Annotated in this window: 18 protein-coding genes and 2 tRNA genes; 7 read left to right on the forward strand and 13 right to left on the reverse strand. The window is 60.6% G+C overall.

Annotated features, from left to right (window positions below; all coding sequences use genetic code 11):
• Window positions 1-3: 3 nt before the first annotated feature.
• Window positions 4-831, forward strand: coding sequence for an ammonia-dependent NAD(+) synthetase (nadE, locus tag AB4Z35_RS02925; protein WP_442095977.1), 828 nt, complete (start codon window positions 4-6; stop codon window positions 829-831).
• A 175-nt stretch (window positions 832-1,006) separates the two neighbouring features.
• Here the strand turns inward: nadE and azu are convergent, their stop codons facing one another.
• The gene (gene azu / locus AB4Z35_RS02930) at window positions 1,007-1,453 is read right to left on the reverse strand and encodes an azurin (RefSeq protein WP_104451551.1); all 447 of its coding nucleotides are present in this window, start codon (window positions 1,451-1,453) and stop codon (window positions 1,007-1,009) included.
• A gap of 344 nt (window positions 1,454-1,797) precedes the next feature.
• Here azu and AB4Z35_RS02935 point away from each other — a divergent pair, with 344 nt between their 5' ends.
• Complete coding sequence (locus AB4Z35_RS02935) at window positions 1,798-2,385, forward strand: TIGR00730 family Rossman fold protein (protein WP_008003054.1); 588 nt, start codon at window positions 1,798-1,800, stop codon at window positions 2,383-2,385.
• A gap of 68 nt (window positions 2,386-2,453) precedes the next feature.
• The gene (locus AB4Z35_RS02940) at window positions 2,454-2,633 is read left to right on the forward strand and encodes a hypothetical protein (protein WP_007973286.1); all 180 of its coding nucleotides are present in this window, start codon (window positions 2,454-2,456) and stop codon (window positions 2,631-2,633) included.
• A gap of 229 nt (window positions 2,634-2,862) precedes the next feature.
• Here AB4Z35_RS02940 and AB4Z35_RS02945 read toward each other — a convergent pair whose 3' ends face one another.
• The 11 genes from AB4Z35_RS02945 to rnr all read right to left on the reverse strand — a co-directional run bounded on the left by AB4Z35_RS02945 (window position 2,863) and on the right by rnr (window position 19,739).
• On the reverse strand, window positions 2,863-3,753 hold the full coding sequence (locus tag AB4Z35_RS02945) for a transglutaminase family protein (RefSeq protein WP_442095978.1): 891 nt from the start codon (window positions 3,751-3,753) through the stop codon (window positions 2,863-2,865).
• A complete protein-coding gene (locus AB4Z35_RS02950; RefSeq protein ID WP_442095979.1) occupies window positions 3,753-6,239 on the reverse strand; it encodes a circularly permuted type 2 ATP-grasp protein in 2,487 nt (828 codons plus the stop codon). Before AB4Z35_RS02950 ends, AB4Z35_RS02945 begins: the two co-directional genes overlap by 1 nt.
• Before the next feature lie 88 nt (window positions 6,240-6,327).
• Window positions 6,328-9,603 carry a transglutaminase family protein gene (locus AB4Z35_RS02955; protein ID WP_442095980.1) on the reverse strand — a complete coding sequence of 1,092 codons (3,276 nt, stop codon included), beginning with the start codon at window positions 9,601-9,603 and terminating at the stop codon, window positions 6,328-6,330.
• A gap of 339 nt (window positions 9,604-9,942) precedes the next feature.
• The gene (locus tag AB4Z35_RS02960; RefSeq protein WP_442095981.1) at window positions 9,943-12,246 is read right to left on the reverse strand and encodes a YgiQ family radical SAM protein; all 2,304 of its coding nucleotides are present in this window, start codon (window positions 12,244-12,246) and stop codon (window positions 9,943-9,945) included.
• A 188-nt stretch (window positions 12,247-12,434) separates the two neighbouring features.
• Entirely contained in the window at window positions 12,435-13,832 is a 1,398-nt protein-coding gene (dnaB, locus tag AB4Z35_RS02965; protein ID WP_007982038.1) for a replicative DNA helicase, read from the reverse strand.
• 121 nt (window positions 13,833-13,953) lie between these two features.
• Window positions 13,954-14,400 carry a 50S ribosomal protein L9 gene (rplI, locus tag AB4Z35_RS02970; protein ID WP_007973276.1) on the reverse strand — a complete coding sequence of 149 codons (447 nt, stop codon included), beginning with the start codon at window positions 14,398-14,400 and terminating at the stop codon, window positions 13,954-13,956.
• Window positions 14,401-14,419: 19 nt separating this feature from the next.
• A complete protein-coding gene (locus AB4Z35_RS02975; RefSeq protein WP_007995001.1) occupies window positions 14,420-15,313 on the reverse strand; it encodes a hypothetical protein in 894 nt (297 codons plus the stop codon).
• 36 nt (window positions 15,314-15,349) lie between these two features.
• Entirely contained in the window at window positions 15,350-15,580 is a 231-nt protein-coding gene (rpsR, locus tag AB4Z35_RS02980; protein WP_002551829.1) for a 30S ribosomal protein S18, read from the reverse strand.
• A gap of 28 nt (window positions 15,581-15,608) precedes the next feature.
• A complete protein-coding gene (gene rpsF / locus AB4Z35_RS02985; RefSeq protein ID WP_007982042.1) occupies window positions 15,609-16,031 on the reverse strand; it encodes a 30S ribosomal protein S6 in 423 nt (140 codons plus the stop codon).
• A 316-nt stretch (window positions 16,032-16,347) separates the two neighbouring features.
• The gene (gene rlmB, locus AB4Z35_RS02990; protein WP_442095982.1) at window positions 16,348-17,115 is read right to left on the reverse strand and encodes a 23S rRNA (guanosine(2251)-2'-O)-methyltransferase RlmB; all 768 of its coding nucleotides are present in this window, start codon (window positions 17,113-17,115) and stop codon (window positions 16,348-16,350) included.
• Window positions 17,112-19,739 carry a ribonuclease R gene (gene rnr, locus AB4Z35_RS02995; protein ID WP_442095983.1) on the reverse strand — a complete coding sequence of 876 codons (2,628 nt, stop codon included), beginning with the start codon at window positions 19,737-19,739 and terminating at the stop codon, window positions 17,112-17,114. Before rnr ends, rlmB begins: the two co-directional genes overlap by 4 nt.
• Window positions 19,740-19,964: 225 nt before the next feature.
• Between rnr and AB4Z35_RS03000 the strand changes: the two genes are divergently transcribed.
• The 4 genes from AB4Z35_RS03000 to AB4Z35_RS03015 all read left to right on the forward strand — a co-directional run bounded on the left by AB4Z35_RS03000 (window position 19,965) and on the right by AB4Z35_RS03015 (window position 23,190).
• A tRNA-Leu gene (locus tag AB4Z35_RS03000) sits at window positions 19,965-20,051 on the forward strand.
• Window positions 20,052-20,218: 167 nt separating this feature from the next.
• Window positions 20,219-20,305, forward strand: a tRNA-Leu gene (locus AB4Z35_RS03005).
• A 309-nt stretch (window positions 20,306-20,614) separates the two neighbouring features.
• On the forward strand, window positions 20,615-21,625 hold the full coding sequence (locus tag AB4Z35_RS03010; protein ID WP_442095984.1) for an iron ABC transporter substrate-binding protein: 1,011 nt from the start codon (window positions 20,615-20,617) through the stop codon (window positions 21,623-21,625).
• The gene (locus tag AB4Z35_RS03015) at window positions 21,625-23,190 is read left to right on the forward strand and encodes an ABC transporter permease (RefSeq protein WP_442095985.1); all 1,566 of its coding nucleotides are present in this window, start codon (window positions 21,625-21,627) and stop codon (window positions 23,188-23,190) included. Before AB4Z35_RS03010 ends, AB4Z35_RS03015 begins: the two co-directional genes overlap by 1 nt.
• Window positions 23,191-23,310: 120 nt before the next feature.
• Here AB4Z35_RS03015 and AB4Z35_RS03020 read toward each other — a convergent pair whose 3' ends face one another.
• Window positions 23,311-25,245, reverse strand: a complete 1,935-nt coding sequence (locus AB4Z35_RS03020) for a methyl-accepting chemotaxis protein (protein ID WP_442095986.1) — start codon at window positions 25,243-25,245, stop codon at window positions 23,311-23,313.
• Window positions 25,246-25,380 lie beyond the last annotated feature (135 nt).

Genomic DNA, 25,380 nt, shown 5'->3' on the forward strand with positions numbered 1-25,380 from the left:
TTCATGCAAGCCGTACAGCGTGAGATTGCTGAACAGCTCAAGGTCCAGCCGCCATTCGCCGACGAAGCCGCCCTTGAGGCCGAAGTCGCCCGGCGGGTGACCTTCATTCAGGACTGCCTGGTCAACTCCGGGCTCAAGACCCTGGTACTGGGCATCAGTGGCGGTGTCGACTCCCTGACCGCCGGCCTGCTGGCCCAGCGTGCCGTCCGCGAACTGCGCCAGCGCAGCGGTGATGCCGCCTACAAATTCATCGCCGTGCGCCTGCCCTACGAAACCCAGTTCGATGAGCACGACGCCCAGGCCTCGGTGGATTTCATCAAACCGGACGAACGCCACACGGTGAACATCGGTCCGGCGGTCAAGGCCCTGGCCAATGAAGTGGCGGCCTTCGAAGGCAAACATGCGGTGTCGGTGGATTTCGTGCTCGGCAACACCAAGGCGCGCATGCGCATGGTCGCCCAGTACACCATCGCTGGCGCGGCCCATGGCCTGGTGATCGGCACCGACCACGCGGCGGAAGCGGTGATGGGTTTCTTCACCAAGTTCGGTGACGGCGCCTGCGACCTGGCGCCACTGAGCGGCTTGGTGAAAAACCAGGTCCGCGCCATCGCCCGCAGCTTCGGCGCGCCGGAGTCGCTGGTGGAGAAAGTCCCGACCGCCGACCTGGAAGACCTGTCACCCGGCAAACCGGACGAAGCCTCCCACGGCGTGACCTACGCCGAGATCGACGCCTTCCTGCACGGCAACCCGGTGCGTGAGGAAGCGTTCAGGATCATTTGCGACACGTACAACAAGACCCATCACAAGCGGGTGATGCCGTTTGCGCCTTGAGCCGTGAGTGAATGAAAAAGCCCGCTGAAGTGTTGAGCTTCAGCGGGCTTTTTCTTTGGCCAAAATATGTGTCGATGCTTCTGGCCCTTTCGCGGGCAAGCCCGCTCCCACAGGTACGGTGGTGTCCCTGTGGGAGCGGGCTTGCTCGCGAAGAACGATAACGCGGTGTGCCTGATTACTTCAGGGTTACGGTGCCTTTCATCATCGAGATGTGACCCGGGAACGAGCAGAAGAAACCGTATTTTTCAGCGGCATCCAGCTTGGACACATCGAAGGTCACCGAGTCTGTCTCGCCAGCGCCGATGATCTTGGTGTGAGCGATAACACGCGCATCACCTTCTTTCAGATAGTTCTTGTCGATGCCGGCGCTCAGGCCGTCGGTGGCGATCGGCTGCATGTCGGCTTCTTTGCTCAGCACCCAGTTATGGCCCATGACGTTCTTCGGCAAGCTGCCGGAGTGCTTGAGTTCCACGGTAAACGTCTTGCAGCTCTTGTCGATTTCAATGGCCTTCGTGTCGAAAGACATCTGGTCGGTGGAGTCGACGGTGACTTTGCACTCGGCAGCCATCAGTTGGCTGCTGGCCAGTGTCAACAGGGATACCGCAACGAGTTTGGCAAACATGGTGAATCTCCAAGGCAGGGTTAACAAAATCGCGAATGGACAGAAGACTGCCTGAAAACTTCGCAAGTTCATATGACTTGAATCAAAAATTGTATACAACTTTCAGGCTATGACACCGATGAAAACAATCTACCGGCCAAGCGTCTGGTCCGGCCCTATCATCAGGCCGTCCCCCTCAACCCGGAGCACTGATTATGTCCATCAACAGCCTGTTGTGCAGTTTGCTCGCCGCCTACGCCTGCGGCGCCAGCGGAACGTACGAAACGCCAAAACAAGAAGTCTAGCCCTTGGAGTGCCGTGCGCCTGCCTTTACTCTGTGGCTCTGATCGACCATGGAGCAAGGCATGTCTTTAGCATCTGTTTGTGTATTTTGTGGTGCCAGCACCGGCACCAACCCGGCTTATCGTGAAGCGGCTGTGGCCTTGGGCCAGGCATTGGCCGAGCGCAAGCTGACCCTCGTATATGGCGGCGGCGCCGTAGGCCTGATGGGCATCGTTGCTGATGCGGCCCTGGCGGCCGGCGGTGAAGTGATCGGCATCATCCCGCAAAGCCTCAAGGACAAGGAAATCGGCCACAGCGGCCTGACTCGCCTGGAAGTCGTCGATGGCATGCACGCGCGCAAGGCACGGATGGCCGAGCTCAGCGATGCCTTTATCGCGCTGCCCGGTGGCCTTGGCACCCTGGAAGAGCTGTTCGAAGTCTGGACCTGGGGTCAGCTCGGCTACCACGGAAAACCGCTGGGTTTGCTGGAAGTGAACGGTTTCTACAGCAAATTGACCTCTTTTCTCGATCACATCGTCGGCGAAGGCTTCGTTCGCGGGCAGCACCGTGACATGCTGCAAGTGAGCGAATCACCGCAAACCCTGCTCGATGCGCTGGATGCCTGGCAACCGTCCGTAGCGCCAAAGTGGGCCGAGCAAAAACCCAGCTAACGGCTCGGCACCGATACAGGGCAGAATATGCGCCGCTCAACCTCACCTTCGACCCCAGAGGATCGCCCATGGCCAAACCTAATTATTCCTTCGCCAAACGTCAGAGAGACTTGGCCAAGGAGCAGAAGAAAGAGGAAAAGCTTCAGCGCAAGAAAGCTACAGCTGAAGAAGCGGCACTGAACCCTGAGGGTGAAGTGGCGGCAGAAGACGATGTTGATGCACCGAAAGACTCGGCGCCCGACGCCTGAGAACCTCCGGGCCGGTTGATCTGATCTGGCCCACCGGATCTGTGTCCAGGGTTGGCAGCTTTGCTGCCGACCCTCACAGGCCAATCTGAAATACCCTACCTGAAATGACTGCGCCCCCTGTAGGAGCGAGCTTGCTCGCGAAAAATTCGAAGGCAGCGCATTTTTCCAGACAGTACGCGTCATCGTTCACGTCCATCGCGAGCAAGCTCGCTCCTACAGGGGACCTGCGTTAATCCAGAGGCATCACGGTGACGCGCACTTCCGGGTCGTGGTTCCCTCCTCCCAGAATCACCCCCCGCAACGGCGACACATCGGAAAAGTCCCGGCCCCAGGCCAGGGTGATGTGCTCCAGAGCCGGTTGCACATTGTTGGTCGGATCGAAATCCACCCACCCCAGCACCGGGCAAAACACCGAAACCCAGGCGTGGGACGCATCAGCACCGATCAGCCGTGGCTGCCCCGGCGGTGGCTGGGTCAGCAAGTAGCCGCTGATGTACCGCGCGGCCAATCCACGGGAACGCACGCAAGCGAGCATCAGGTGAGCAAAGTCCTGGCAGACCCCGCGCCGGCGCTCCAGCACCTCCACCAGTGGCGTCGCCACCTGGGTCGCTTCGGCATCGAAGGTGAACTCGCTGAAGATTTTCTCCATCAGCGCCTGCACGCCGAGCAGCAGCGGTCGACCCGCCGGGAAGCAGCTCTCGGAAAACTCGACGAAGTTTCTCTTCAAATGCACATACGGCGATTCAAACCGGTATCGGCAGGCTTCGAGCAATTCTGGCGACAACGGCTGGCTGCTGTAGGTCAGCGCGTTTCGTGTGTGCTCCCACGCCGGAGACCGACTGAAGTCCGGCACAGGTCGAGGCAACACTTCGATGGTGAGACTGGCGTTGACCAGCAATTCATCGTGGGGACGCTCGAACGCCAGCCGTGTCAGCGGGTTGCCGAAAACATCCAGTTCATCGCGGCGCGAGGTCGGCTGCGGACTGATCTGCAATTGCCGGTCGGTGCAACGCTGCCAGGCACAAGGCCGCGGCCACAAATGCGCCAGTTGCTGGGCCAGGGACACCGGGCTGTCGTAGTGATAATGGGTGTCATGGAAAATCTGGTAGTGGGCGCTCATCAGACGGACACCGTGCGCTGGCTGACATCGTCGACATGGGCAAAGTGCCGCAGCGCCAGGCGATCGGAAACTTGCCCGCTGGCGTCGGCGATCTCCTGCAACAGTGCGGCCAGCCCCTCGATGGCGGCGCGAACACTCGCGTCACCGAACAGCGGGTTTTCCAGGCAGCCCAGATCGAATCGCGCCAGACGTTCAACCAATTGCGGCAGCGCTGCTTCGCGCGGCCCACCAAAGTCATCGTTGAGACGTTTGAGGGTGCGGTTCACCAGTTTCAACTGGAACAACACGGCGTGAGGGTTCTGCTCGTCGAGCAACAGCAGGTCGAGCACCGGGATCAGCTGTGCCACCGCCAGGTATCGAGAACGGTAGGTGATGCTGCTGTTGCCCAGTTCCAGCAGCCATTCCAGCCCGGCCTGATCGAAAGCCCCGGCGCCCCGCAGGAACGCCGCCAGGCTGCCGCTGAGAAATTGCAGGCGCTCGATCCGCCGGCCAATCATCAGGAAACGCCAGCCTTCGTCCCGGGTCATGTCGTCCAGGGCAAAGCCGGACAGCGCCGCCAGGGACATCACCAAACGGTTGAGGAAATCCAGCAACTCGCCGAAATCCGGCTCTTCGGTTTCCAGCTCCATGGCTTCGCGCTGCAACTCCACCAGCGCCTGCCAGTTTTCCCGCGAGAGCTTGCCGCGCACCTGCGAAGCGGCCCACTGCAAGCGTTGCAGGTTGGAGCGCAGGCTGAACGGCCAGTCGTCGCCGAGCAGCGCCGCCAACAGGCGTTCAGGCAATTCACCCTCATCGGGCAGCAGCATCAGCCGCTCGCCGAGATCCACCGCGGCCTGCAGGGCTTGCGGGTCGTCGCCGTCGACATAGCGCGTCAGCATGATGCGCAGCAAACGGGCACTGTCATCGCAACGTTCGCAGTAACGGCCAAACCAGAACAGGTTTTCCACCACCCGCGATGGCAGATACGGATCGCGCCGCACCAGGTCATGCACGCCGATGTTGCGTTGGGCCTTCCATTGTTCGCCGCTGGGCACACGATCGCCCAGCACCCAGGTGTCTTTGCTGGCACCACCGCGCTGCATCGACACCACTTCGGCATCGGCGTCGGCGGCGACCCGGGTCAAGCCACCGGGCAACACCCGATAACCCTCGCGGCTGGCCACCGCATATACGCGCATGCCGATGGCGCGGGGTTGCAGCTGACCGTCTTCGGCTTGCCAGATCGGTGCCTGGGACAATTGCGCGAGTTCTTGCGCCACATAAGCGTAAGGCCGTGCCTGCATGCGCTCGGCGAGTTCCTGGCGCTGCTTTTCACTCAAATCACGGCCAAATACCGGTGCAAAGCTCTGGGACGGAAACGCCGGTTTGATCAGCAGTTCCGGTAGCTTTTCCAGGGCTTGGGCCAAAACCGGCGCTTCACCGCACCACCAGGTGGCGATGGATGGCAGGATCAATTCTTCACCGAACAGGAATTGATTGATCTTCGGCAGGAAACCCAACAAACCGGGCGACTCCAGCACACCGCTGCCCAGAGCGTTGGCCACCAGCACCCGCCCCTGCCGCACGGCTTCGAGCAGGCCCGGCACGCCGAGGGCCGAATCGGTGCGCAACTCCAGCGGGTCGCAGAAATCGTCATCGAGCCGACGCATGATCGCGTGAACCCGGCGCAGACCACTCAGAGTCTTCAGGTAGACCGTGGCGTCGCGCACCGTCAGGTCGCCGCCCTCTACCAACGGATAACCGAGCTGACGCGCCAGGTACAAATGTTCGAAATAGCTTTCGTTGAAACGCCCTGGTGTCAGCAGCACCACCAAGGGTGCGTCCTCGTCACTCGGGGCCTGACGGGCCAGGGTTTCCTGCAAGGTGCGGAAGAACCCGGCCAGGTGTTGCACCTTCAAATCACGGTACAGCTCGGGAAACGCCCGGGACACGATGGTACGGTTTTCCAGCGCATACCCGGCGCCCGACGGCGCCTGGGTACGGTCCGCCGTGACCCACCAGCGGCCATCGGGCGTGCGCGCCAGATCCACGGCATACAAATGCAGGAAGGCCCCGTCAGGCGGGCTGATCCCCTGACAGGGCCAAAGGAAGTTGTTGTGACCGAACACCAGCTCGGCGGGCAGCAGACCTTCGGCAATCAGCCGTTGCGGACCGTAAAGGTCAGCCAGCACGGCATTGAGCAATCGCGCCCGCTGAGCGATGCCGGCCGACAATTGCTCCCACTCATCAGCCGCAATCACATGGGGCAGCAGGTCCAGTTCCCATGGCCGGTCAGCGCCCTTGGGGTCGGCATAAACGTTATAGGTAACACCGTTTTCCTGGATTTGCCGGGTCAGCAGGGCCTGACGCTGCACCAATTGCGCCGGCGTGCTGCGTTGCAACTGCTCGAACAGCCGGCGCCAGTGCGGGCGCACGGCGCCACTGTCGTCGAGCAGTTCGTGATAGGTGCCCGCCGTCAGCGGGTAGCGGTCTAGCAGGTCAGGCATGGAAAGCTCGGCAGACAGCAATGAACGGTCAGACTAACGCAGGCTCGTGACACCCGGATATACGAAAAATCCGAGCGTCGCGTACGGTTTAGAAACGTCGCAAATCGAGTGTCATCGGCAGCTCGTCGTTAATTTCCAGAATCGGGACAGGAAGTTTTCCCGGTGTGTGCCCGATGCGGAAGAAACGCGCCATCCGTCGACTCTCGGCCTCGTTGGCATTGACCGGCAAGCTGTCGTAATTGCGTCCGCCCGGGTGGGCGACGTGATACTGGCAGCCGCCCAGCGAACGCTGCATCCAGGTATCGAGCAGGTCGAACACCAGGGGCGCGTGGACCGGGATGGTCGGTTGCAGGCAGTTGGCCGGTTGCCAGGCACGAAAACGCACGCCGGCCACGAACTCGCCGACCCGCCCCGTGGGTTGCAATGGCACCGGGATGCCATTGCAGGTCAGCAAATAACGCTGGGGCGGCAAGCCGCTGAGCTTGACCTGCAAACGCTCCAGCGACGAATCCACATAACGCACCGTACCGCCCATGGCGCCCTCTTCGCCCAGCACGTGCCAAGGCTCGAGCGCCTGGCGCAGTTCCAGCGCAATACCACTGACGGCGTAGTCGCCAACCTTGGGGAAACGGAACTCCAGATGCGCGGCGAACCATTCGGCCCGCACCGCATAACCGGCGGCGTTGAGGTCGACGATGACATCGGCAAAGTCTTGCTCGATAAAGTGCGGCAACAGGAAGCGATCGTGCAACTCCGTACCCCAGCGCGCCAGCTTCGGCGGTGCATAGGGCTCGCGCCAGAACCGCGCGACCAGCGCCCGCAGCAACAATTGTTGCGCCAGGCTCATGCGCGCATGGGGCGGCATCTCGAACGCACGCAGCTCCAGCAATCCGAGGCGCCCGGTGGCACCGTCCGGCGAATAGAGTTTGTCGATGCAGAATTCGGCGCGGTGGGTGTTGCCGGTCACATCGATCAGCAGATTGCGCAGCAGCCGATCCACCAACCATGGCGGACATGCCTCACCCGGTTCAGGCATCTGCGCAAACGCGATTTCCAGTTCGTACAAGGCATCGTTGCGCGCTTCATCCACGCGGGGCGCCTGGGACGTCGGGCCGATGAACAATCCGGAAAACAGGTAGGACAAGGACGGGTGGTTATGCCAGTAGCTGATCAGGCTGCGCAGCAGATCCGGACGACGCAGAAACGGCGAGTCACCCGGTGTCGCGCCACCCAGCACGAAATGGTTACCGCCGCCCGTGCCGGTGTGCCGGCCGTCAATCATGAATTTCTCGGTGGTCAGGCGGGTCTGGCGCGCTTCTTCATAGAGGAACTCGGTGCGCTCGACCAATTCATCCCAGGTCGCGGACGGCTGCACGTTGACCTCGATCACCCCCGGGTCCGGAGTGATGCGAAAGTTGCTCAGGCGCGGATCGCTCGGCGGCTCGTAGCCCTCCAGCAATACCGGACACAGCAGCTCTTGCGCGGTGGCCTCAATGGCGGCGACCAGTTCGAGGTAATCCTCGACCCGCTCCAGCGGCGGCATGAACAGGTACAACCGGCCTTCCCGCGCTTCGGCGCAGAACGCGGTGCGGGTCAGCCAGTCGGCGGACTCGTCGATGTCTGGCGCCCGCTCTTGCACCTCGGCAGAAGCGCTTTGGCTCTGTAGTTGTGCAGTGTCGGGCAGCGGCGGGAAGTCCTGGTTCGGGTCCTGCGGATGAATGAACGGATACTCCGCCGCTTTCACCCAGGGTTGCGAACCCAACGGCAAGCGATACCCTAGCGGCGAATCCCCCGGCACCAGGCGGCAGTGTTCATCGCGCAGATACCAGCGGCCGCTCTGCCACTGATCGCCCTTGGTGGTGCGTGCCAGCGGCAGGACCTGGCCAATCACCTTGTCCAAACCCTGACTGAAGACTTTACGCAGACGCGCACGCTCCAGCGGTTCTTCCAGACGTGAGTCTTCGGCGCTGACGTTCTGCGGCAACATCCCTTCGCGCCAGAGGTAATAAAAATTGTCTTCGTAGGCCGGAAACACGAAACGTGTCGGAATTTTCAGGCGTTCGGCAACGCTCGCCAGGAAACGTCCGGCCAGTTCGCCTGTGGCGCCGTAGTCTTCCTGTTCATCGGCAATCAGCGCGTTGTTGTGCCAGATCGGCACGCCGTCACGCCGCCAGTAGCAATTGAGCGACCAGCGCGGCAATTGCTCGCCGGGATACCACTTGCCCTGTCCGAAATGCACCAGCCCCTTGGGCGCGTAGTGTTTACGCATGCGCTGGAACAGTTCGGCGGACAAGCGTCGTTTATCCGGCCCCAGTGCGGCGGTGTTCCACTCGGCGCCGTCCGGGTCATCGATGGACACAAAGGTCGGTTCGCCGCCCATGGTCAGGCGCACATCGCCTTCCAGCAGGTCGGCATCGATCTGCCGCCCCAGGGCCTGAATCGCCAGCCACTGGTCGTCGGTGTAGGGCTTGGTGACCCGTGGCGCCTCCCAAATCCGCTCCACGGACATTTCGTGGCTGAATTCGCACTCGCACGGTTCCACCAGGCCACTGATCGGCGCCGCAGAGGACGGATCGGGACTACAGGCCAACGGAATATGCCCTTCACCGGCAAACAGCCCGGATGTCGCGTCCAGGCCAATCCAGCCGGCGCCGGGCAGGTACACCTCGCACCAGGCGTGCAGGTCGGTGAAATCCACTTCAGTGCCCGACGGGCCGTCGAGACTTTTGACGTCGGCGGTCAGCTGGATCAGGTAGCCCGACACGAAACGCGCCGCCAGTCCCAGGTTGCGCAGCAGTTGCACCAGCAACCAGGCGGAATCGCGGCACGAACCGGAGGCCTGTTCGAGGGTGTGTTCAGGCGTTTGTACGCCGGGCTCCATGCGAATCAGGTAGTCGATGTCTTCGCTCAGGCGCTGATTGAGCGCGACGAGAAAGTCCACGGCGGGCAACGGGGTGCGGTCGATGCCGTCCAGATAGGCTTTGAACTTCGGCGTCAGCGGCAACGTTTCCAGGTACGGCGCCAGCTCCTTGCGCTCATCCACGGCATAGGCGAAGGGAATCTTTTCCGCGTAGGGCTCAAGGAAGAAGTCAAACGGATTGAAGATCGCCATTTCTGCCAGCAGGTCGACTTCAATTCGCAATTCATCGGTTTTTTCCGGAAACACCAGGCGCGCCAGGTAATTACCCTGGGGGTCCTGCTGCCAGTTGATGAAGTGCTGTTCGGGGGAGACCTTCAGCGCATAGGACAGAATCCGCGTGCGGCTGTGAGCGGCGGGGCGCAGGCGAACGATCTGCGGGCCGAGCTCGACAGCGCGGTCATAGCGGTAATGCGTGACGTGGTGCAATGCGACATGAATCGACACGGCGTGCCTCCTGCGAGCCTTGAGCGTATGGGAAAGCGCGCAAGACTTATGCCATCCAGCAGCGCTGGCGCTTTCTTCGATTACCTGAGGCAGTACAGCACCAAAATCGGGCGATACAGGAAAATGGTCGAAATTGATTGCACGCAAATGTGGCGACCAGCCAGAAATTGGTTGGCAGCTCCGGCCTCTTCGCGAGCAGGCTCGCTCCTACAGGGGGAATGCATTTCATTGTAGGAGCGAGCCTGCTCGCGATGAGGCCAGCAGCTCCAGTACATTTTTCAAGCCCGGAATGCAAAACGCCAACCCGAAGGTTGGCGTTCTGTTCAGCTCAAGCGAGACTCAGCGCGGCACGACGGGCTTGCGGGTCGGCTTGGGGCCTTTGCCCTTGGCCGCGTCCTTGCGTTCCTTGGCCGCTTGCTGGTTGCGGGCAAACGCCGCAGCCTTGGCCTGTTCGCGCTTGTCCCACGGGTTACCGCCATCGCTGGCACGTGGTGGCAGGCCGGTGTGCTGGGTCAGGATCTTGGTGGTCTTTTCCCCTGCAACCTTGTGGCTGCCGGCCGGTGTCGAGTTCTTGCGACGGGCACTCTGGTAGCTGTCAGTCGACGGCTGATGCAACGGAATCAACTGGTTCTTGCCCGGCCCGATCAGGTCGGCGCGGCCCATGCGGGTCAGTGCTTCGCGCAGCATCGGCCAGCCTTTAGGGTCGTGATAACGCAAGAACGCCTTGTGCAGACGGCGCTGCTCTTCGCTCTTGACGATGGTCACCGCGTCACTCTTGTAGGTGACCTTGCGCAGCGGGTTCTTGCCCGAGTGGTACATCGCGGTGGCGGTGGCCATCGGCGACGGGTAGAACGCCTGCACCTGGTCGGCACGGAAGCCGTTGCCCTTGAGCCACAGGGCCAGGTTCATCATGTCTTCATCGGTGGTGCCCGGGTGGGCGGCGATGAAGTACGGAATCAGGTATTGCTCCTTGCCCGCTTCCTTGGAGTACTTCTCGAACATGCGCTTGAACTTGTCATAGCTGCCGATGCCCGGTTTCATCATCTGGTTGAGCGGACCTTCCTCGGTGTGTTCCGGGGCGATCTTCAGGTAGCCACCGACGTGGTGGGTCACCAGTTCCTTGACGTACTCCGGCGATTCGACCGCGAGGTCATAGCGCAGGCCGGAAGCAATCAGGATCTTCTTCACACCCGGCAACTCACGGGCACTGCGGTACAGCTGGATCAGCGCCGAGTGGTCGGTGTTCAGGTTCGGGCAGATGCCAGGGAACACGCACGATGGCTTGCGGCACGCGGATTCGATTTCCGGGCTCTTGCAGGCGATGCGGTACATGTTCGCGGTCGGGCCACCAAGGTCGGAGATCACGCCGGTAAAACCGGGAACCTTGTCACGAATTTCTTCGATTTCGCGAATGATCGACTCGTGGGAACGGTTCTGGATGATCCGCCCTTCGTGCTCGGTGATCGAGCAGAAGGTGCAGCCGCCGAAGCAGCCACGCATGATGTTCACCGAGAAACGGATCATCTCGTAGGCCGGGATCTTTTCCTTGCCGTACGCCGGGTGCGGAATGCGCTGATAAGGCATGCCGAACACGTAGTCCATTTCTTCAGTTGTCATCGGAATCGGTGGCGGGTTGAACCAGACATCCACTTCGCCATGCTTCTGCACCAACGCGCGGGCGTTGCCCGGGTTGGTTTCCAGGTGCAACACGCGGTTGGCGTGGGCGTAGAGCACCGCGTCGTTGCGGACCTTTTCCACCGACGGCAAACGAATCACGGTCTTGTCGCGGGTCATGCGCGGACTGGCCAGGATCTGCACGACCTTGGCTTCCTGCGGATCCTCGACCGGGCCCTTCTCCTGCTCGATGGCACAGGCAGCAGTGTCTTGTGTGTTGACGTACGGGTTGATGATCTTGTCGATCTTGCCCGGACGGTCGATGCGCGTGGAATCGACTTCGTACCAGCCTTGCGGCGTATCACGACGGATGAATGCGGTGCCGCGCACGTCGGTGATGTCTTCGATCTTGTGACCGTAGGACAGGCGCTGGGCGACCTCGACGATCGCGCGCTCGGCGTTGCCGTAGAGCAGGATGTCGGCGCTGGCGTCGATCAGGATCGAGTTGCGCACGCGGTCCTGCCAGTAGTCGTAGTGGGCGATGCGGCGCAGGGACGCTTCGATGCCGCCGAGCACGATTGGCACGTGCTTGTAGGCTTCCTTGCAGCGCTGGCTGTAAACCAGGCTGGCGCGGTCCGGACGCTTGCCCGCCAGGCCACCCGGCGTGTAGGCGTCATCGGAGCGGATTTTCTTGTCCGCGGTGTAGCGGTTGATCATCGAGTCCATGTTGCCGGCCGCGACACCGAAGAACAGGTTCGGCTCGCCGAGCTTCATGAAGTCGTCTTTGGACTGCCAGTTCGGCTGGGCAATGATCCCGACGCGGAAGCCCTGGGACTCCAGCAGCCGGCCGATGATCGCCATGCCGAACGACGGGTGATCGACGTACGCATCACCGGTGACGATGATGATGTCGCAGGAATCCCAGCCGAGCTGATCCATCTCCTCCCTGCTCATGGGCAGGAACGGCGCTGGCCCGAAACATTCGGCCCAGTACTTGGGATAGTCAAATAACGGCTTGGCTGCTTGCATGTCGATAACCGGTGTTGGCTTTCATTGAATTTCGCGGGCGCGGAATATAGCACAAATTTTGACCAATTCCGACGGCTGTGGTCGGAAATTGCGGTGACCCCATCGCGAGCAAGCTCGCTCCCACAGGTTCAATGCAATCCCTGTGGGAGCGAGCTTGCTCGCGATGAGGACCGATCAGTCGCTACAAATTACTCGTCATCATCAAAATTGTAGCTACCCGGCGCCAGGTTCTCGAATCGGGTGTATTTACCGATAAAGGCCAGGCGGATAAAGCCGATCGGGCCGTTCCGCTGCTTGCCGATAATGATTTCGGCGATGCCCTTGTGCTCGGTTTCCGGGTGATACACCTCGTCGCGGTAAACGAACATGATCACGTCGGCGTCCTGCTCGATCGCTCCGGATTCCCGCAAGTCGGAGTTCACCGGGCGCTTGTTCGGCCGTTGTTCCAGGGAACGGTTGAGCTGCGAGAGCGCCACCACCGGACAGTTGAATTCCTTGGCCAGGGCTTTCAGGGATCGGGAGATCTCGGAAATCTCGTTGGTCCGGTTGTCACCGCTGGAACCCGGGATCTGCATCAATTGCAGGTAGTCGATCATGATCAGGCCGACATCGCCGTGTTCACGCACCAGGCGGCGGGTCCGGGCGCGCATTTCCGACGGGCTGATGCCGGCGGTATCGTCGATGAACAGCTTGCGGTCGTTGAGCAGGTTGACCGCCGAGGTCAGGCGCGGCCAGTCGTCGTCTTCAAGCTGGCCGGAACGGACCTTGGTCTGGTCGATACGACCCAGGGAAGACAGCATACGCATGATCAGCGATTCGCCTGGCATCTCGAGGGAGTAAACCAGGACAGCCTTCTCGCTACGCAACACGGCGTTTTCCACCAGGTTCATCGCAAAGGTGGTTTTACCCATGGACGGACGGCCTGCAACGATGATCAGGTCGGCCGGTTGCAGGCCGCTGGTTTTCTCGTCGAGGTCGGTATAGCCGGTGGACAGGCCGGTGATGGCGTTGTCGGTGTTGAACAAGGTGTCGATACGGTCGATGGCCTTGGTCAGCAGGTCGTTGACGCCCACCGGGCCACCGGTTTTTGGCCGGGCTTCGGCAATCTGAAAGATCTGGCGTTCGGCTTCGTCGAGAATCTCGGCCGCGGTACGGCCTTCCGGATTGAAAGCGCTGTCGGCGATTTCGGTGCTGATGCCGATCAATTGACGCAATGTCGCCCGTTCGCGAACGATCTGCGCATAAGCCTTGATGTTGGCGACGGATGGCGTGTTTTTCGCCAGCTCACCGAGATAGCCGAGGCCGCCGACTTGCGAGGTCTGGCCTTCCTTGTCCAGTTGCTCGGACAGGGTCACGACGTCGATCGGCATGTTCTGATCGGCCAGTTTGGCGATCGCACGGAAGATCAGGCGGTGGTCATGTCGATAGAAATCACCGTCGGAGACTTGATCGAGCACGCGCTCCCAGGCGTTGTTGTCCAGCATCAGACCACCGAGCACGGCCTGTTCGGCCTCGATGGAATGCGGCGGCACTTTCAGCGCGGCAGTTTGCAGATCGTATTGCTCGGGAGCGGAGATTTCGTTCATGGCCACTTGGAATCAGAATTTAAAAACTGGGATGCCAGAAAGACAAAGGGCACGACCTGTAAACAGGATCGTGCCCGATGTTACCGGCAAGCACCCGAGGGTGCCAGCCGACAAGTGCTGCTTAAGCTGCTACCACGACAACGCGTACGGTGGCTTCAACTTCGGCGTGCAGGTGCACGGCTACGTCGAATTCGCCTACGTTGCGGATGGTGCCGTTCGGCAGACGAACTTCGCTCTTCTGCACTTCAACGCCGGAGGCGGTCAGTGCGTCAGCGATGTCGTGAGTACCGATCGAACCGAACAGCTTGCCTTCGTCGCCAGCGGTGGCAGTGATGGTCACTTCCAGCTCGGCCAGTTGGGCAGCGCGGCTTTCAGCCGATGCTTTGCGATCTGCTGCAGCTTTTTCCAGCTCAGCGCGACGCTCTTCGAACGCAGCCAGGTTGGCTGGGGTCGCAGCGGTAGCTTTGCCGTAAGGCAGCAGGTAGTTACGACCGTAACCAGCCTTAACGTTCACTTTGTCACCCAGGTTGCCCAGGTTGGTGACTTTTTCCAGAAGGATCAGTTGCATGTGAAAATCCTCTTAACTTTTAACCTTCACCGTTCGCGTTATCGGCATCTTTCGGTGCCGAACGACCGCGAAAATCAATCAGGCTGTCGACGATGGCCAGGACCACCAGCAACGGATAGATCAGTTGCATGAACAGCAACAGCGTCACGTACAACCCCACCAGCCAGAACCTGGCCAGTCGCTTCTGCGCCACCAGCCCGTGAATCAGGGCCAGCCCGGCGAACACCAGCGGTACGCTGCACAACGGCGTCAACATGGCCATCTGTGGACCGATGTTCGGCCCAAGAAGCATGCACGCCAGCAGCAACATCGCCGGCAACAGCGGGAAGCGGATGGCGCGAAACTCGCGACCAAAACCGCCCGGGTTGTACAACAACGCCTGCCAGTAGCGCCCGACAAGCAGGCTCAGCAAGCTGACGATTTGCAACAACGCCGCAATCAGGCCGGTCAGGACCGGTGCAATCAGGGACGCGAAACGCGCTTGTTCGTCTACCGACAACTTCTGGTAGACATCACCGAGTAGCGACGGCATGACTTTGATCAAAGCCTGCGCCAGCATCTCGATCTGGGGAGCAAAAGCTGTCCCCAACACCACTGAAAACACCACTCCCATCGCTATGCTGACCAGCAGCACGCGGTTCCAGGACTCGCTTGCGCGCAAAACCAACGCAAGGCTCGCAGACCCCAGCAGCACCAGAAGTGCCCGTGGGTCGTCGGAGTAAAGCCACCAGATCAACGCCGGCAGCAGTCCCAGAGCAAGAACGCCCAGGGCATCCCTCAATCCGCGCCGCAGGAGCACAAGGCATCCGGCGGCAGCACCCAACCAGTAAAACAACGGCATCGCCGCGCATCCAGCCACTACCAGAGTGGCCTGCATACGGCCGCGCATGATGAACTCAGCTATGGCCCGCATGCATTCAATCCTTTGCTACGTGTCGACTGCCCGGTCTCAGCGGCCGTGGCTGTCGGTGTAGGCCAGCAGGGCCAGGAAGCGGGCGCGCTTGATAGCGGTGGCCAGCTGACGCTGATAACGAGCTTTGGTACCGGTGATGCGGCTTGGAACGATTTTGCCGGTCTCGGATACGTAGGCTTTCAGAGTGTTGAGATCTTTGTAATCGATCTCTTTCACGTCTTCAGCGGTGAAGCGGCAGAATTTACGACGACGGAAGAAACGTGCCATTTGATAGGCTCCTTAAAAGGTCCGTGGATTACTCGTCAGCGTTATCGCTGTTGTCGCTGTCATCACTGTCAACGCTTTCAGCGCCTTCGTGCTCAGGACGGTCGCGACGCTCACGGCGCTCACTGCGGTTTTCTTCAGCCTTGAGCATCTCGGACTGGCCGGTAACGGCTTCGTCGCGACGGATGACCAGGTTACGGATCACTGCATCGTTGTAGCGGAAGTTGTCTTCCAGCTCGGCCAGGGCCTTGCCAGTGCACTCAACGTTCAGCATCACGTAGTGAGCCTTGTGAACATTGTTGATTGCGTAGGCCAGTTGACGACGGCCCCAATCTTCCAGACGGTGGATTTTGCCGCCGTCTTCTTCGATCAGCTTGGTGTAACGCTCAACCATGCCGCCGACTTGCTCGCTTTGATCCGGGTGGACCAAAAAGATGATTTCGTAATGACGCATGAATGCTCCTTACGGGTTGTAGCCTGCCGCTCAAAAGCGGTCAGACAAGGAGTGAATGACACTTATGGACTTGCGGACGCTAGACACGTTGGTGCCTGCCATCACAGCAAGGGGCGCAATTGTAGAGAAGGGGCGAGAGAGGCGCAAGGTAATTGGTGATTATTTGAACAGCTCGTTCACACCAACCATTTTCAACATGACGCATAACCAATGTGGGAGCGGGCTTGCCCGCGAATGCGGTACGACATTCAACATCTTTGCTGAATGTTACTCCGCTTTCGCGAGCAAGCCCGCTCCCACAGGGACTGCAACTGGATCAGGGTTTCTTGGCAGCCGCCTTGGCCTTGACGCTACGCTGACGCTGCGCTTCGAACAGACAGACACCCGTCGCCACCGAAACGTTGAGACTGCTGACGCTACCAGCCATCGGCAGGTTCACCAGGTAGTCGCAATGCTCGCGGGTCAGGCGACGCATGCCCTTGCCTTCGGCGCCCATGATCAGGATGGTCGGGCCGGTGAGGTCCTGGTCATAAAGACTGACTTCCGCCTCCCCCGCCGTACCGACAACCCACAAGCCGCGCTGCTGGAGCTTTTCCAGGGTACGCGCCAGGTTGGTCACGGCAACCAGCGGAATCACTTCCGCAGCACCGCAGGCGATTTTCCGTACGACCGGCGTCAGGGTAGCCGACTTGTCCTTCGGCACGATCACTGCCAGCGCACCCGCCGCATCGGCAGAACGCAGGCAGGCACCGAGGTTGTGCGGATCGGTCACGCCGTCGAGCACCAGCAACAACGGCGCGCCTTCAGTGCGATCGAGCAGCTCGTCGAGCATCGCCTCACCCCAGACCTGGCTCGGACTCACGTCCGCCACCACACCCTGGTGCACGCCTTCAACCCAGGCGTCCATTTCGCGGCGCTCGGCCTGGCCGACCTGGACCCGGTTTTCGTTGGCCAGCTCAATCAGCGTCTGGACCCGAGGATCATTGCGGCCTTCGGCCAGCCAGATCTGCTTGACGCGTTTCGGGTGGTGACGCAACAACGCTTCTACAGCATGGACGCCGTAGATCTTTTCCAACTGACTCATGGCTTGGCCTTAGGTTTACGCGCCCCGCCACTCTTGGCTGGAGCCGAGCCCGCTTTTGGCGGGCCTTTACGATGTTTGCTCGGTTTGGCTGGCTTGCCGCCGACGGCCTTGTCAGGCGCCGACCGACTGGTCTTTCCCGCAGACGCCGCTTTACCGCCGCTTTTCGCACCGGCCAGCAGCGCCTGTTTCATTTCACGACTTTTGCGTACTTCGGCATTTTTCGCCGCCGCATCGCTCGGACGATAGGCCTCGACAGCCTTTTCCTTGGCAGGACGACGACCGGTTTTCGCCGGGGCCGGTTCTGCCTCGACTTTCGCGGCAGGCGCTGTGGTTTCGGCACCGCGCTTCTTGCGGCCAATCGGCGCGCTGATGGTTTTTTCGGCCATTTCGAAGTCGATCTTGCGCTCGTCGAGGTCGACGCGCATGACCCGCACTTCCACGGTATCGCCGAGGCGGAAGCTGCGACCGGTACGCTCGCCGGCCAGGCGGTGGTGCACAGGATCGAAGTGGTAGTAATCGCCCGGCAGCGCGGTGACGTGCACCAGGCCCTCGACATAAATGTCTGTAAGCTCGACGAACAGACCAAAACCGGTCACGGCAGTGATCACGCCCGGGAACGATTCGCCCACGCGGTCTTTCATGAACTCGCACTTGAGCCAGTTCACTACGTCGCGGGTCGCTTCGTCGGCACGGCGTTCGCTCATCGAGCACTGCTCGCCGAGTTGCTCCAGGGCCGCTTCGTCGTAGGGATAGATGCGCGCCTTCGGAATGGTCATCGCACCGGCACGGCGAACGTGTGGGGTGTTCTGCTTCGAATGGATCACGCTGCGAATCGCCCGGTGCGTGAGCAAGTCCGGGTAGCGACGGATCGGCGAAGTGAAGTGCGTGTACGCCTCGTAATTCAGGCCGAAGTGGCCCTGGTTATCGGCGCTGTACACCGCCTGGCTCAACGAACGCAGCATGACGGTCTGGATCAGGTGGAAATCCGGACGATCCTTGATACCGGCCAGCAACGCCTGGTAATCCTTCGGCGACGGACCGTCCTTGCCTTTGTGCAGGGACAGACCAAGTTCGCCGAGGAAGGCGCGCAGTTTTTCCAGGCGCTCCGGCGGCGGACCATCGTGAACGCGATACAACGCAGGAATTTCGTGCTTTTTCAGGAATTCGGCGGTGGCCACGTTGGCCGCCAGCATGCATTCCTCGATCAGCTTGTGCGCGTCGTTACGTATAGTCGGACGGATTTCGGCAATCTTGCGCTCGGAACCGAAGATGATCCGGGTTTCCTGGGTTTCGAAATCGATCGCGCCACGCACGTGACGAGCGGCCAGCAACACCTTGTACAGCGAGTACAGCTGCTTGAGGTGCGGCACCACGTCGGTGTATTCGCCGCGCAGCTTGCGCGCTTCGGTAGCCTTCGGCGTTTCCAGCATCGCGCTGACCTTGTTGTAGGTCAGGCGCGCATGGGAGTGGATCACCGCTTCGTAGAAGCAGTAGTCGGTCATTTCACCGGATTTGGAGATGGTCATCTCGCAGACCATGGCCAGACGATCGACTTGCGGGTTCAGCGAGCACAGGCCGTTGGACAACTGCTCGGGCAGCATCGGGATCACGCGCTCGGGGAAGTACACCGAGTTACCGCGAACCTGCGCTTCGGCATCCAGTGCCGAACCGAGCTTCACGTAGCTGGATACGTCGGCAATCGCCACGTACAGCTTCCAGCCACCCGAGAACAGACGCAGCTTGCCCGGACGGGCTTCGCAGTAGACCGCATCGTCGAAGTCGCGGGCATCTTCGCCGTCGATGGTGACGAACGGCAGATGACGCAGGTCGATGCGCTTCTCTTTGTCTTTCTCTTCGACTTCCGGCTTGAGCTTGCCGGCTTCCTTGAGCACGGCGTCAGGCCAGACGTGAGGAATGTCATAGGTACGCAGGGCGACGTCGATCTCCATGCCCGGCGCCATGTAGTTGCCCACCACCTCGACCACGTCGCCTTGCGGCTGGAAGCGTGGCGTCGGCCAGTGAGTGATCTTCACTTCGACGAACTGACCGATCTGCGCGTTGGCGTTACGGCCCGGCGTCACCAGCACTTCCTGCTGGATCTTCGGATTGTCGGCAACGACGAAACCGATGCCGCCCTCTTCGAAGTAGCGACCGACGATGGTTTCGTGAGCGCGGGACACCACTTCAACGATCATGCCTTCACGGCGACCGCGGCGATCCAGACCGGAAACACGCGCCAGGGCACGGTCACCGTCGAACACCAGACGCATCTGCGCCGGGCTCATGAACAGATCGTCACTGCCGTCGTCCGGCACCAGGAAGCCGAAGCCATCACGGTGACCGCTGATGCGACCCAGGATCAGGTCGAGTTTGTCCACCGGCGCATAAGTGCCGCGACGGGTATAGATGAGTTGAGCATCGCGCTCCATGGCGCGCAGGCGGCGGCGCAGGGCTTCGATCTGGTCTTCCGTGGTCAGACCAAACTCTTCGACCAGCTGCTCGCGGTTAGCAGGCGAACCCCGATCAGCAAGGTGCTGAAGGATCAGTTCGCGGCTAGGAATAGGGTTTTCATATTTTTCCGCTTCACGAGCGGCCTCGGGATCGAGGGACTGCCAATCGGCCATTAGAGAGTTTTCACCTTGTCTATATGCGGGTTAGTTTGGCATAGGCGTAATGAAACGGGAAATTTCAAGCTAAGACGACCCATCTAAAGCCCTGTATCGACACCGCAAAGCTGTTTTGAAGACCGCTGACGAAATTTTTCAGGTTTTTTTAATGTCGGGGGTTTACAGTTAAAAAGACGCTCCGTATAGTGCGCGCCATCGACGACGGACAACGTTGCCGATACTGCCCAGATGGTGAAATTGGTAGACACGCCAGCTTCAGGTGCTGGTGACCTTACGGTCGTGGAAGTTCGAGTCTTCTTCTGGGCACCAATTTCGAGCTTGAGATTAGATCAATTTCAAGGCTCACACAAAAACCCGCGAAAGCGGGTTTTTGCATTTTTGGCCCCTGGTTTATTAATTTTAAAATCAGGGGTTTACAGATCAAAACGCTCTCCGTATAGTGCGCCACATCAACAGCGGCAACGCTGAAGATGATTGCCCAGATGGTGAAATTGGTAGACACGCCAGCTTCAGGTGCTGGTGACCTTACGGTCGTGGAAGTTCGAGTCTTCTTCTGGGCACCAATTCAAATTCAAGGTTACGGCCTTGAATTTCACAGAAACCCGCGAAAGCGGGTTTTTGCGTTTCTGGCATCCAGAAATGTTCTCTACCGCCCTTCTGTAGGAGCGAGCCTGCTCGCGATGCACGCCCAGACGACACTGGCATGCAGGCACCCCGCGTTATCGTTGGAGACCATCGCGAGCAGGCTCGCTCCTACAGGGTCATCGGCAGCCCGTACCAAAAGCAAATCCAACCCACAAGGCGCATTTGAGAAACAATATCGTTTATCATTGTTGCAAGTTTTTGCAATGCGACAGTGAGGAACCCTGCGAATGATGTTTCGAAATACCCTGCGCCGCGGCTTGACCACTACCCTGCTCGGCCTGGCACTCGCCACTCCCCTCACCCAAGCCGCCGATCCGGTTGCCCTGACCCTCTACAATGGCCAGCACAAAGAAGTCGGCGACGCGGTCGCCAAGGCCTTCGAAGCCAAGACCGGCATCCACGTCAATGTACGCAAAGGCAGCAGCAACCAGCTCGCCAGCCAGGTCGTCGAAGAAGGCGATCGCTCCCCCGCCGACGTGATCTACACCGAAGAATCGCCGCCACTGAACAAACTTGGCGAACAAGGCCTGCTAGCCAAGACGGACGATGCCACGCTGGCCGTTCTGCCCAAGGAATACGTCGCCAGCAATGGCACCTGGATTGGCGTGACTGCCCGGGTGCGCGTCGTCGCCTACAACCCCAAGCTGATCGATGAAAAAGACTTGCCGACCTCGGTGATGGAATTCTCAAACCCCAAATGGCAAGGCAAGGTCGGCTTTGTGCCCACCAGTGGCGCCTTCCAGGAACAAGCCGTCGCGATCATCAAAGTGCACGGCATGGACGCCGCCGAAGAATGGCTGACCGGGCTGCGCGCATTCGGCAAGACCTACAGCAACAACATGGTTGCATTGAAAGCCGTGGAAAATGGCGAAGTGGCCACCGTGCTGGTCAACAACTACTACTGGTTCGCCCTGCAGCGTGAAAAAGGCCAGCTCGACTCGAAACTGCATTACTTCACCGGCGGCGATGTCGGCGGACTCATCACCGTTTCCAGCGCTGCAGTGCTCAAATCCAGCAAACACCCCAAAGAAGCCCAGCAATTGCTCGCCTACATGGCCAGCGAGGAAGGCCAGCGCGTGATCACCCAGACCACCGCCGAATACCCTCTGCACAAAGGCATGGAATCTGATCGCGGGCTCAAGCCATTCAACGAGCTGGAAGCACCGAAAGTCACGCCAGCCGACCTGGGCAATGCCGAAGAAGCCCTGGATCTGGAACGTGACGTTGGCCTGAACTGATGAGCGCATCGCTACCTGCCACCAGCCTGCGCAGCAACAACTCGCCCCGCCGCAAGCGTCCGCCGATCGGGTTGGTGTTGCCGGTATTGCTGCTGGTCGTACTCAGCTTCCTGCCGCTGGCCTATGTCGGACTCAAAGCCTGGCAGGCAGGCTGGGCCGAAGCCTTGCACCTGCTGTGGCGGCCCTACGTATTCGGCCTGCTGCGCAACACCCTCGCGCTGATGCTCGGTGTTACCGTCACCTGCGGCGTGATCGGCTTGTCCCTGGCATGGCTACTGGAACGCAGCAATCTTTCCGGACGGCGGTTATGGGGGGTGATTCTGTGCCTGCCGTTCGCCGTGCCTGCGTTTGTCAGCAGCTTCACCTGGGTTTCGCTGAGCGCCCACTTTGAAGGACTCGGCGGGGCGATCCTGGTGATGAGCCTGTCCAAATACCCGCTGATTTTTCTGCCCGTGGCGGCGACCCTGCGCAATCTCGATCCGTCCCTGGAAGAATCGGCCCGTACCTTGGGCCAGAATCGCTGGGGCGTGTTTTTCCGCGTCACCCTGCCCCTGCTCTGGCCTTCGCTGCTGGCGGGTTCGTTGCTGATTGCGCTGCACATGCTGGTGGAGTTCGGCGCTTTGTCGATCATCGGCCTGCAAACCTTCACCACGGCGATCTATCAGCAGTTCGAGTTGGAGTTCAGCAATGCCAACGCGGCGATGCTTTCAGCGGTACTGTTGGCGCTGTGCCTGATGTTGCTATGGCTGGAATTACGCGTACGCGGCAAAGGCCGACATGTGCGCACCGGCCAAGGCGCGGCGCGCAATGCCGAGCAGGTGCAACTGGGACCGTGGGCAGTGGCGGGACAGCTTTATTGCCTGCTGCTGGCAATCATCGGTAGCGGGATACCGCTCGGCATGTTGGCCTACTGGCTGGCGGTGGGATCCTCGGCCGCCTTTCCCGTGGCGGCAATCGGCGAGGCACTGCTGTCATCCCTCGCACTGTCACTGGGTGGCGCGGCGCTGTGCCTGATACTGGCGGTGCCGGTTGGCCTGCTGGTCGTGCGCTACAAAGGTCAACTGGCGATCTGGGCCGAGCGCTTGCCATATTTGCTGCACGCGCTGCCTGGGCTGGTGATTGCGCTGACACTGGTGTACTTCGCCCTGCACTATGTGCCGGCGCTGTACCAGACCTCGGCACTGCTGCTGATCGCTTATGCCCTGCTGTTTCTGCCGTTGGCCCAGGCGCCGATCCGCACCGCCCTGAACAAGGCAGCGCCGCAACTCGAGGAAGCAGCACGCACACTGGGCGCATCGTCATTCAGTGCGTTCTGCCGAGTGACACTGCCGATTATTTTCCCGGCACTGGGCGCGGCTTTTGCCCTGGTATTCCTGGATGCGATGAAGGAACTGACGGCAACCTTGCTGTTGAGCCCCACCGGTCTGAACACCCTGGCAACGGAAGTCTGGGCGCATACCGCGAATGTTGAATTTGCGGCGGCGGCGCCTTATGCGGCGTTGTTGATATTGGTGTCGGGGTTGCCGGTCTATCTGCTTACGACCCGGATGTATCTGAGTCGCTGAGATTGCCATCGCGGGCAAGCCCGCTCCCACAGGGTTCATCGGCGGACACAAACTTTGTGACCGCCCGAGATCAAATGTGGGAGCCAGCTTGCTCGCGATGAGGCCATCCCTGACAAAGCATTACGCCCGGAACTGCCCCAGGCTCGCCTTCAACTGCGCCGCCAGACCATCGAGCACCTTGCCGCTCGCAGTGGTCTCCACGACAGCTTGCGCCGCCTTCTCGGCCTGGGCGTGAATGGTCTGGACCCGTCCCCGCACCGCCTGTGCGCCCTGCGCCTGATGCGCCGCGGCCTGTGTGGCCAGACCGATCGCCGCATGGACCTGCTCGACAGACGCCTGCACCGACTGCTGCAACCGCGCACTGTCACGCAGCACCAGCAAACCTTCACTGGCCTGGCGCCCGGCCTGACCAATCGCCGCCACGGCCTCACGCGCGCCTTGCTGCAGCGCAACGATGTGCGCCTGAATATCGCCGGTGGAGCTCTGCGTCTTGCTCGCCAGCGCCCGCACCTCATCGGCCACAACCGCAAACCCGCGCCCGGTCTCGCCAGCACGCGCCGCTTCAATAGCCGCGTTCAGCGCCAGCAGGTTGGTCTGCTCGGCGATACCATGAATCACCGTCAACACCACTTCGATCTGCTCGCTTTGCTGTGCCAGTCGCTCGATGACTTGCGCGCCGGTATTGACCTGCCCCGCCAGCTCCTCGATCAGGCTGCCGACTTTCGCCGAGGTCCGGGTGTTTTCATCGGTGGCCTGACGAATGTCCACGACCTGCTTCAGCGCCGCCTGCATGGCATGGCTTTCCGACTGGGCTTCATCAGCCATTTGCGACAGCGCACGCAAACTCTCCGCCACCTCGTCGCGCTGCATGCCAGCCGCCGCATCCGCGCCGGCGTTGCGCAAGGTCATGGCGCCAATTTCCACACCGGTACGCTGAGCCACATCGCCCGCCTCGCGCACGATCGGCTGCAACTTATCCACAAAGCGATTGACCGCCGAGGCCATGTCGCCGATTTCATCTTTGCTGTTGATCTGCACTCGCTTGGTCAGATCGCCCTCGCCCGCTGCCAGGTCATCCATGGCAACGATCAGCATTTTCAGGCGATTGACCACTCGGCGACCAAGCACCACCGCCAACAACAGCAGGACACCAAAACCCACCACCGCCAGACATACACCAATGCGCCAGCGTAATGTCGCAGCAGCTTCCTGTACGGTGCCGGTGGTATTTACCTTCATTTCAGCCGCCGTGGACTGCGCTGACTGCAGACGCGAGCGCATGGCTGTTGCGCTGTCGGCGGCCGCGCCTTTCAGGCTGTCGCCCACCAGTTGATCGCTGCTGGCGATCAAGGCCGAGAAGCGTTTGTCGAGAGCCGCGAGATCAGTCTCCACCGAAGCAGTCGAGACCCCCATCAGGACCTTGCCGATTTCTACGCCGTTAGGACTGATTGAGGCCTCGACGTAGAACACCGAAGGATCGCTCTTCGCCGCATCCAGCACCTTGTCGAGCGCCCGCTCGCCCTGGCCTTTTTCCAGCAGTGCCTTGTTGATCGGGTTTTCCCGATTGAGGTAGCGCGTCAGGTGTTGGCCGGCGGCGTCGTCATACACCACGAACAGCACATTGGGATTGCGCTGGGCCCGGCGGGCGAACTCGGAAAGTGTTGGAACGTCGTTGTCCCACATGGCGCGGGGCGCGACAGAAGCCAGAAGCTGCGCCATGTCGCTGGCGGAGTCCTTCAGGTCCTTTTCCAGGGTCGAACGCAATTGCGCCTGCTCTTCCTCCAGTCGCGAGGACAAACCGGCCGTGAGGCGCTGACGCGTGCTGGCAGAGAGGTTGTCCAGACTGGACGTGACTTCACGCCCTGCCTGTTCAAGCTCAGCGGAAAGCTTTTGACTGTCCGCGCCCAGGCGCAGGCCCAGATCGGCTTCCAGCGCAGTCACCGTGCTCCGGGTCAGGGCAACAGCGACCAGCACCTGCACCAAAAGGGCGATACCAAGGGTAACGAACACGGGCCGCAACAAACGGCTTTGTAACAACGAGAGAACGGCCGACATCTGAAATCCCTCTGCTTTGGCGCCATTAAATTGATAGCACGCCGGAAGCAATGCTTTTTTAATGTTCACAGCAAAGGTCATGCCGTCCTGCAGACAAATACGACAAAGGCCCCGATTAAGGAGCCTTTGTGTTTT

Origin of the sequence: Pseudomonas sp. KB_15 (assembly GCF_052114525.1) — a bacterium.
GTDB lineage: Bacteria > Pseudomonadota > Gammaproteobacteria > Pseudomonadales > Pseudomonadaceae > Aquipseudomonas.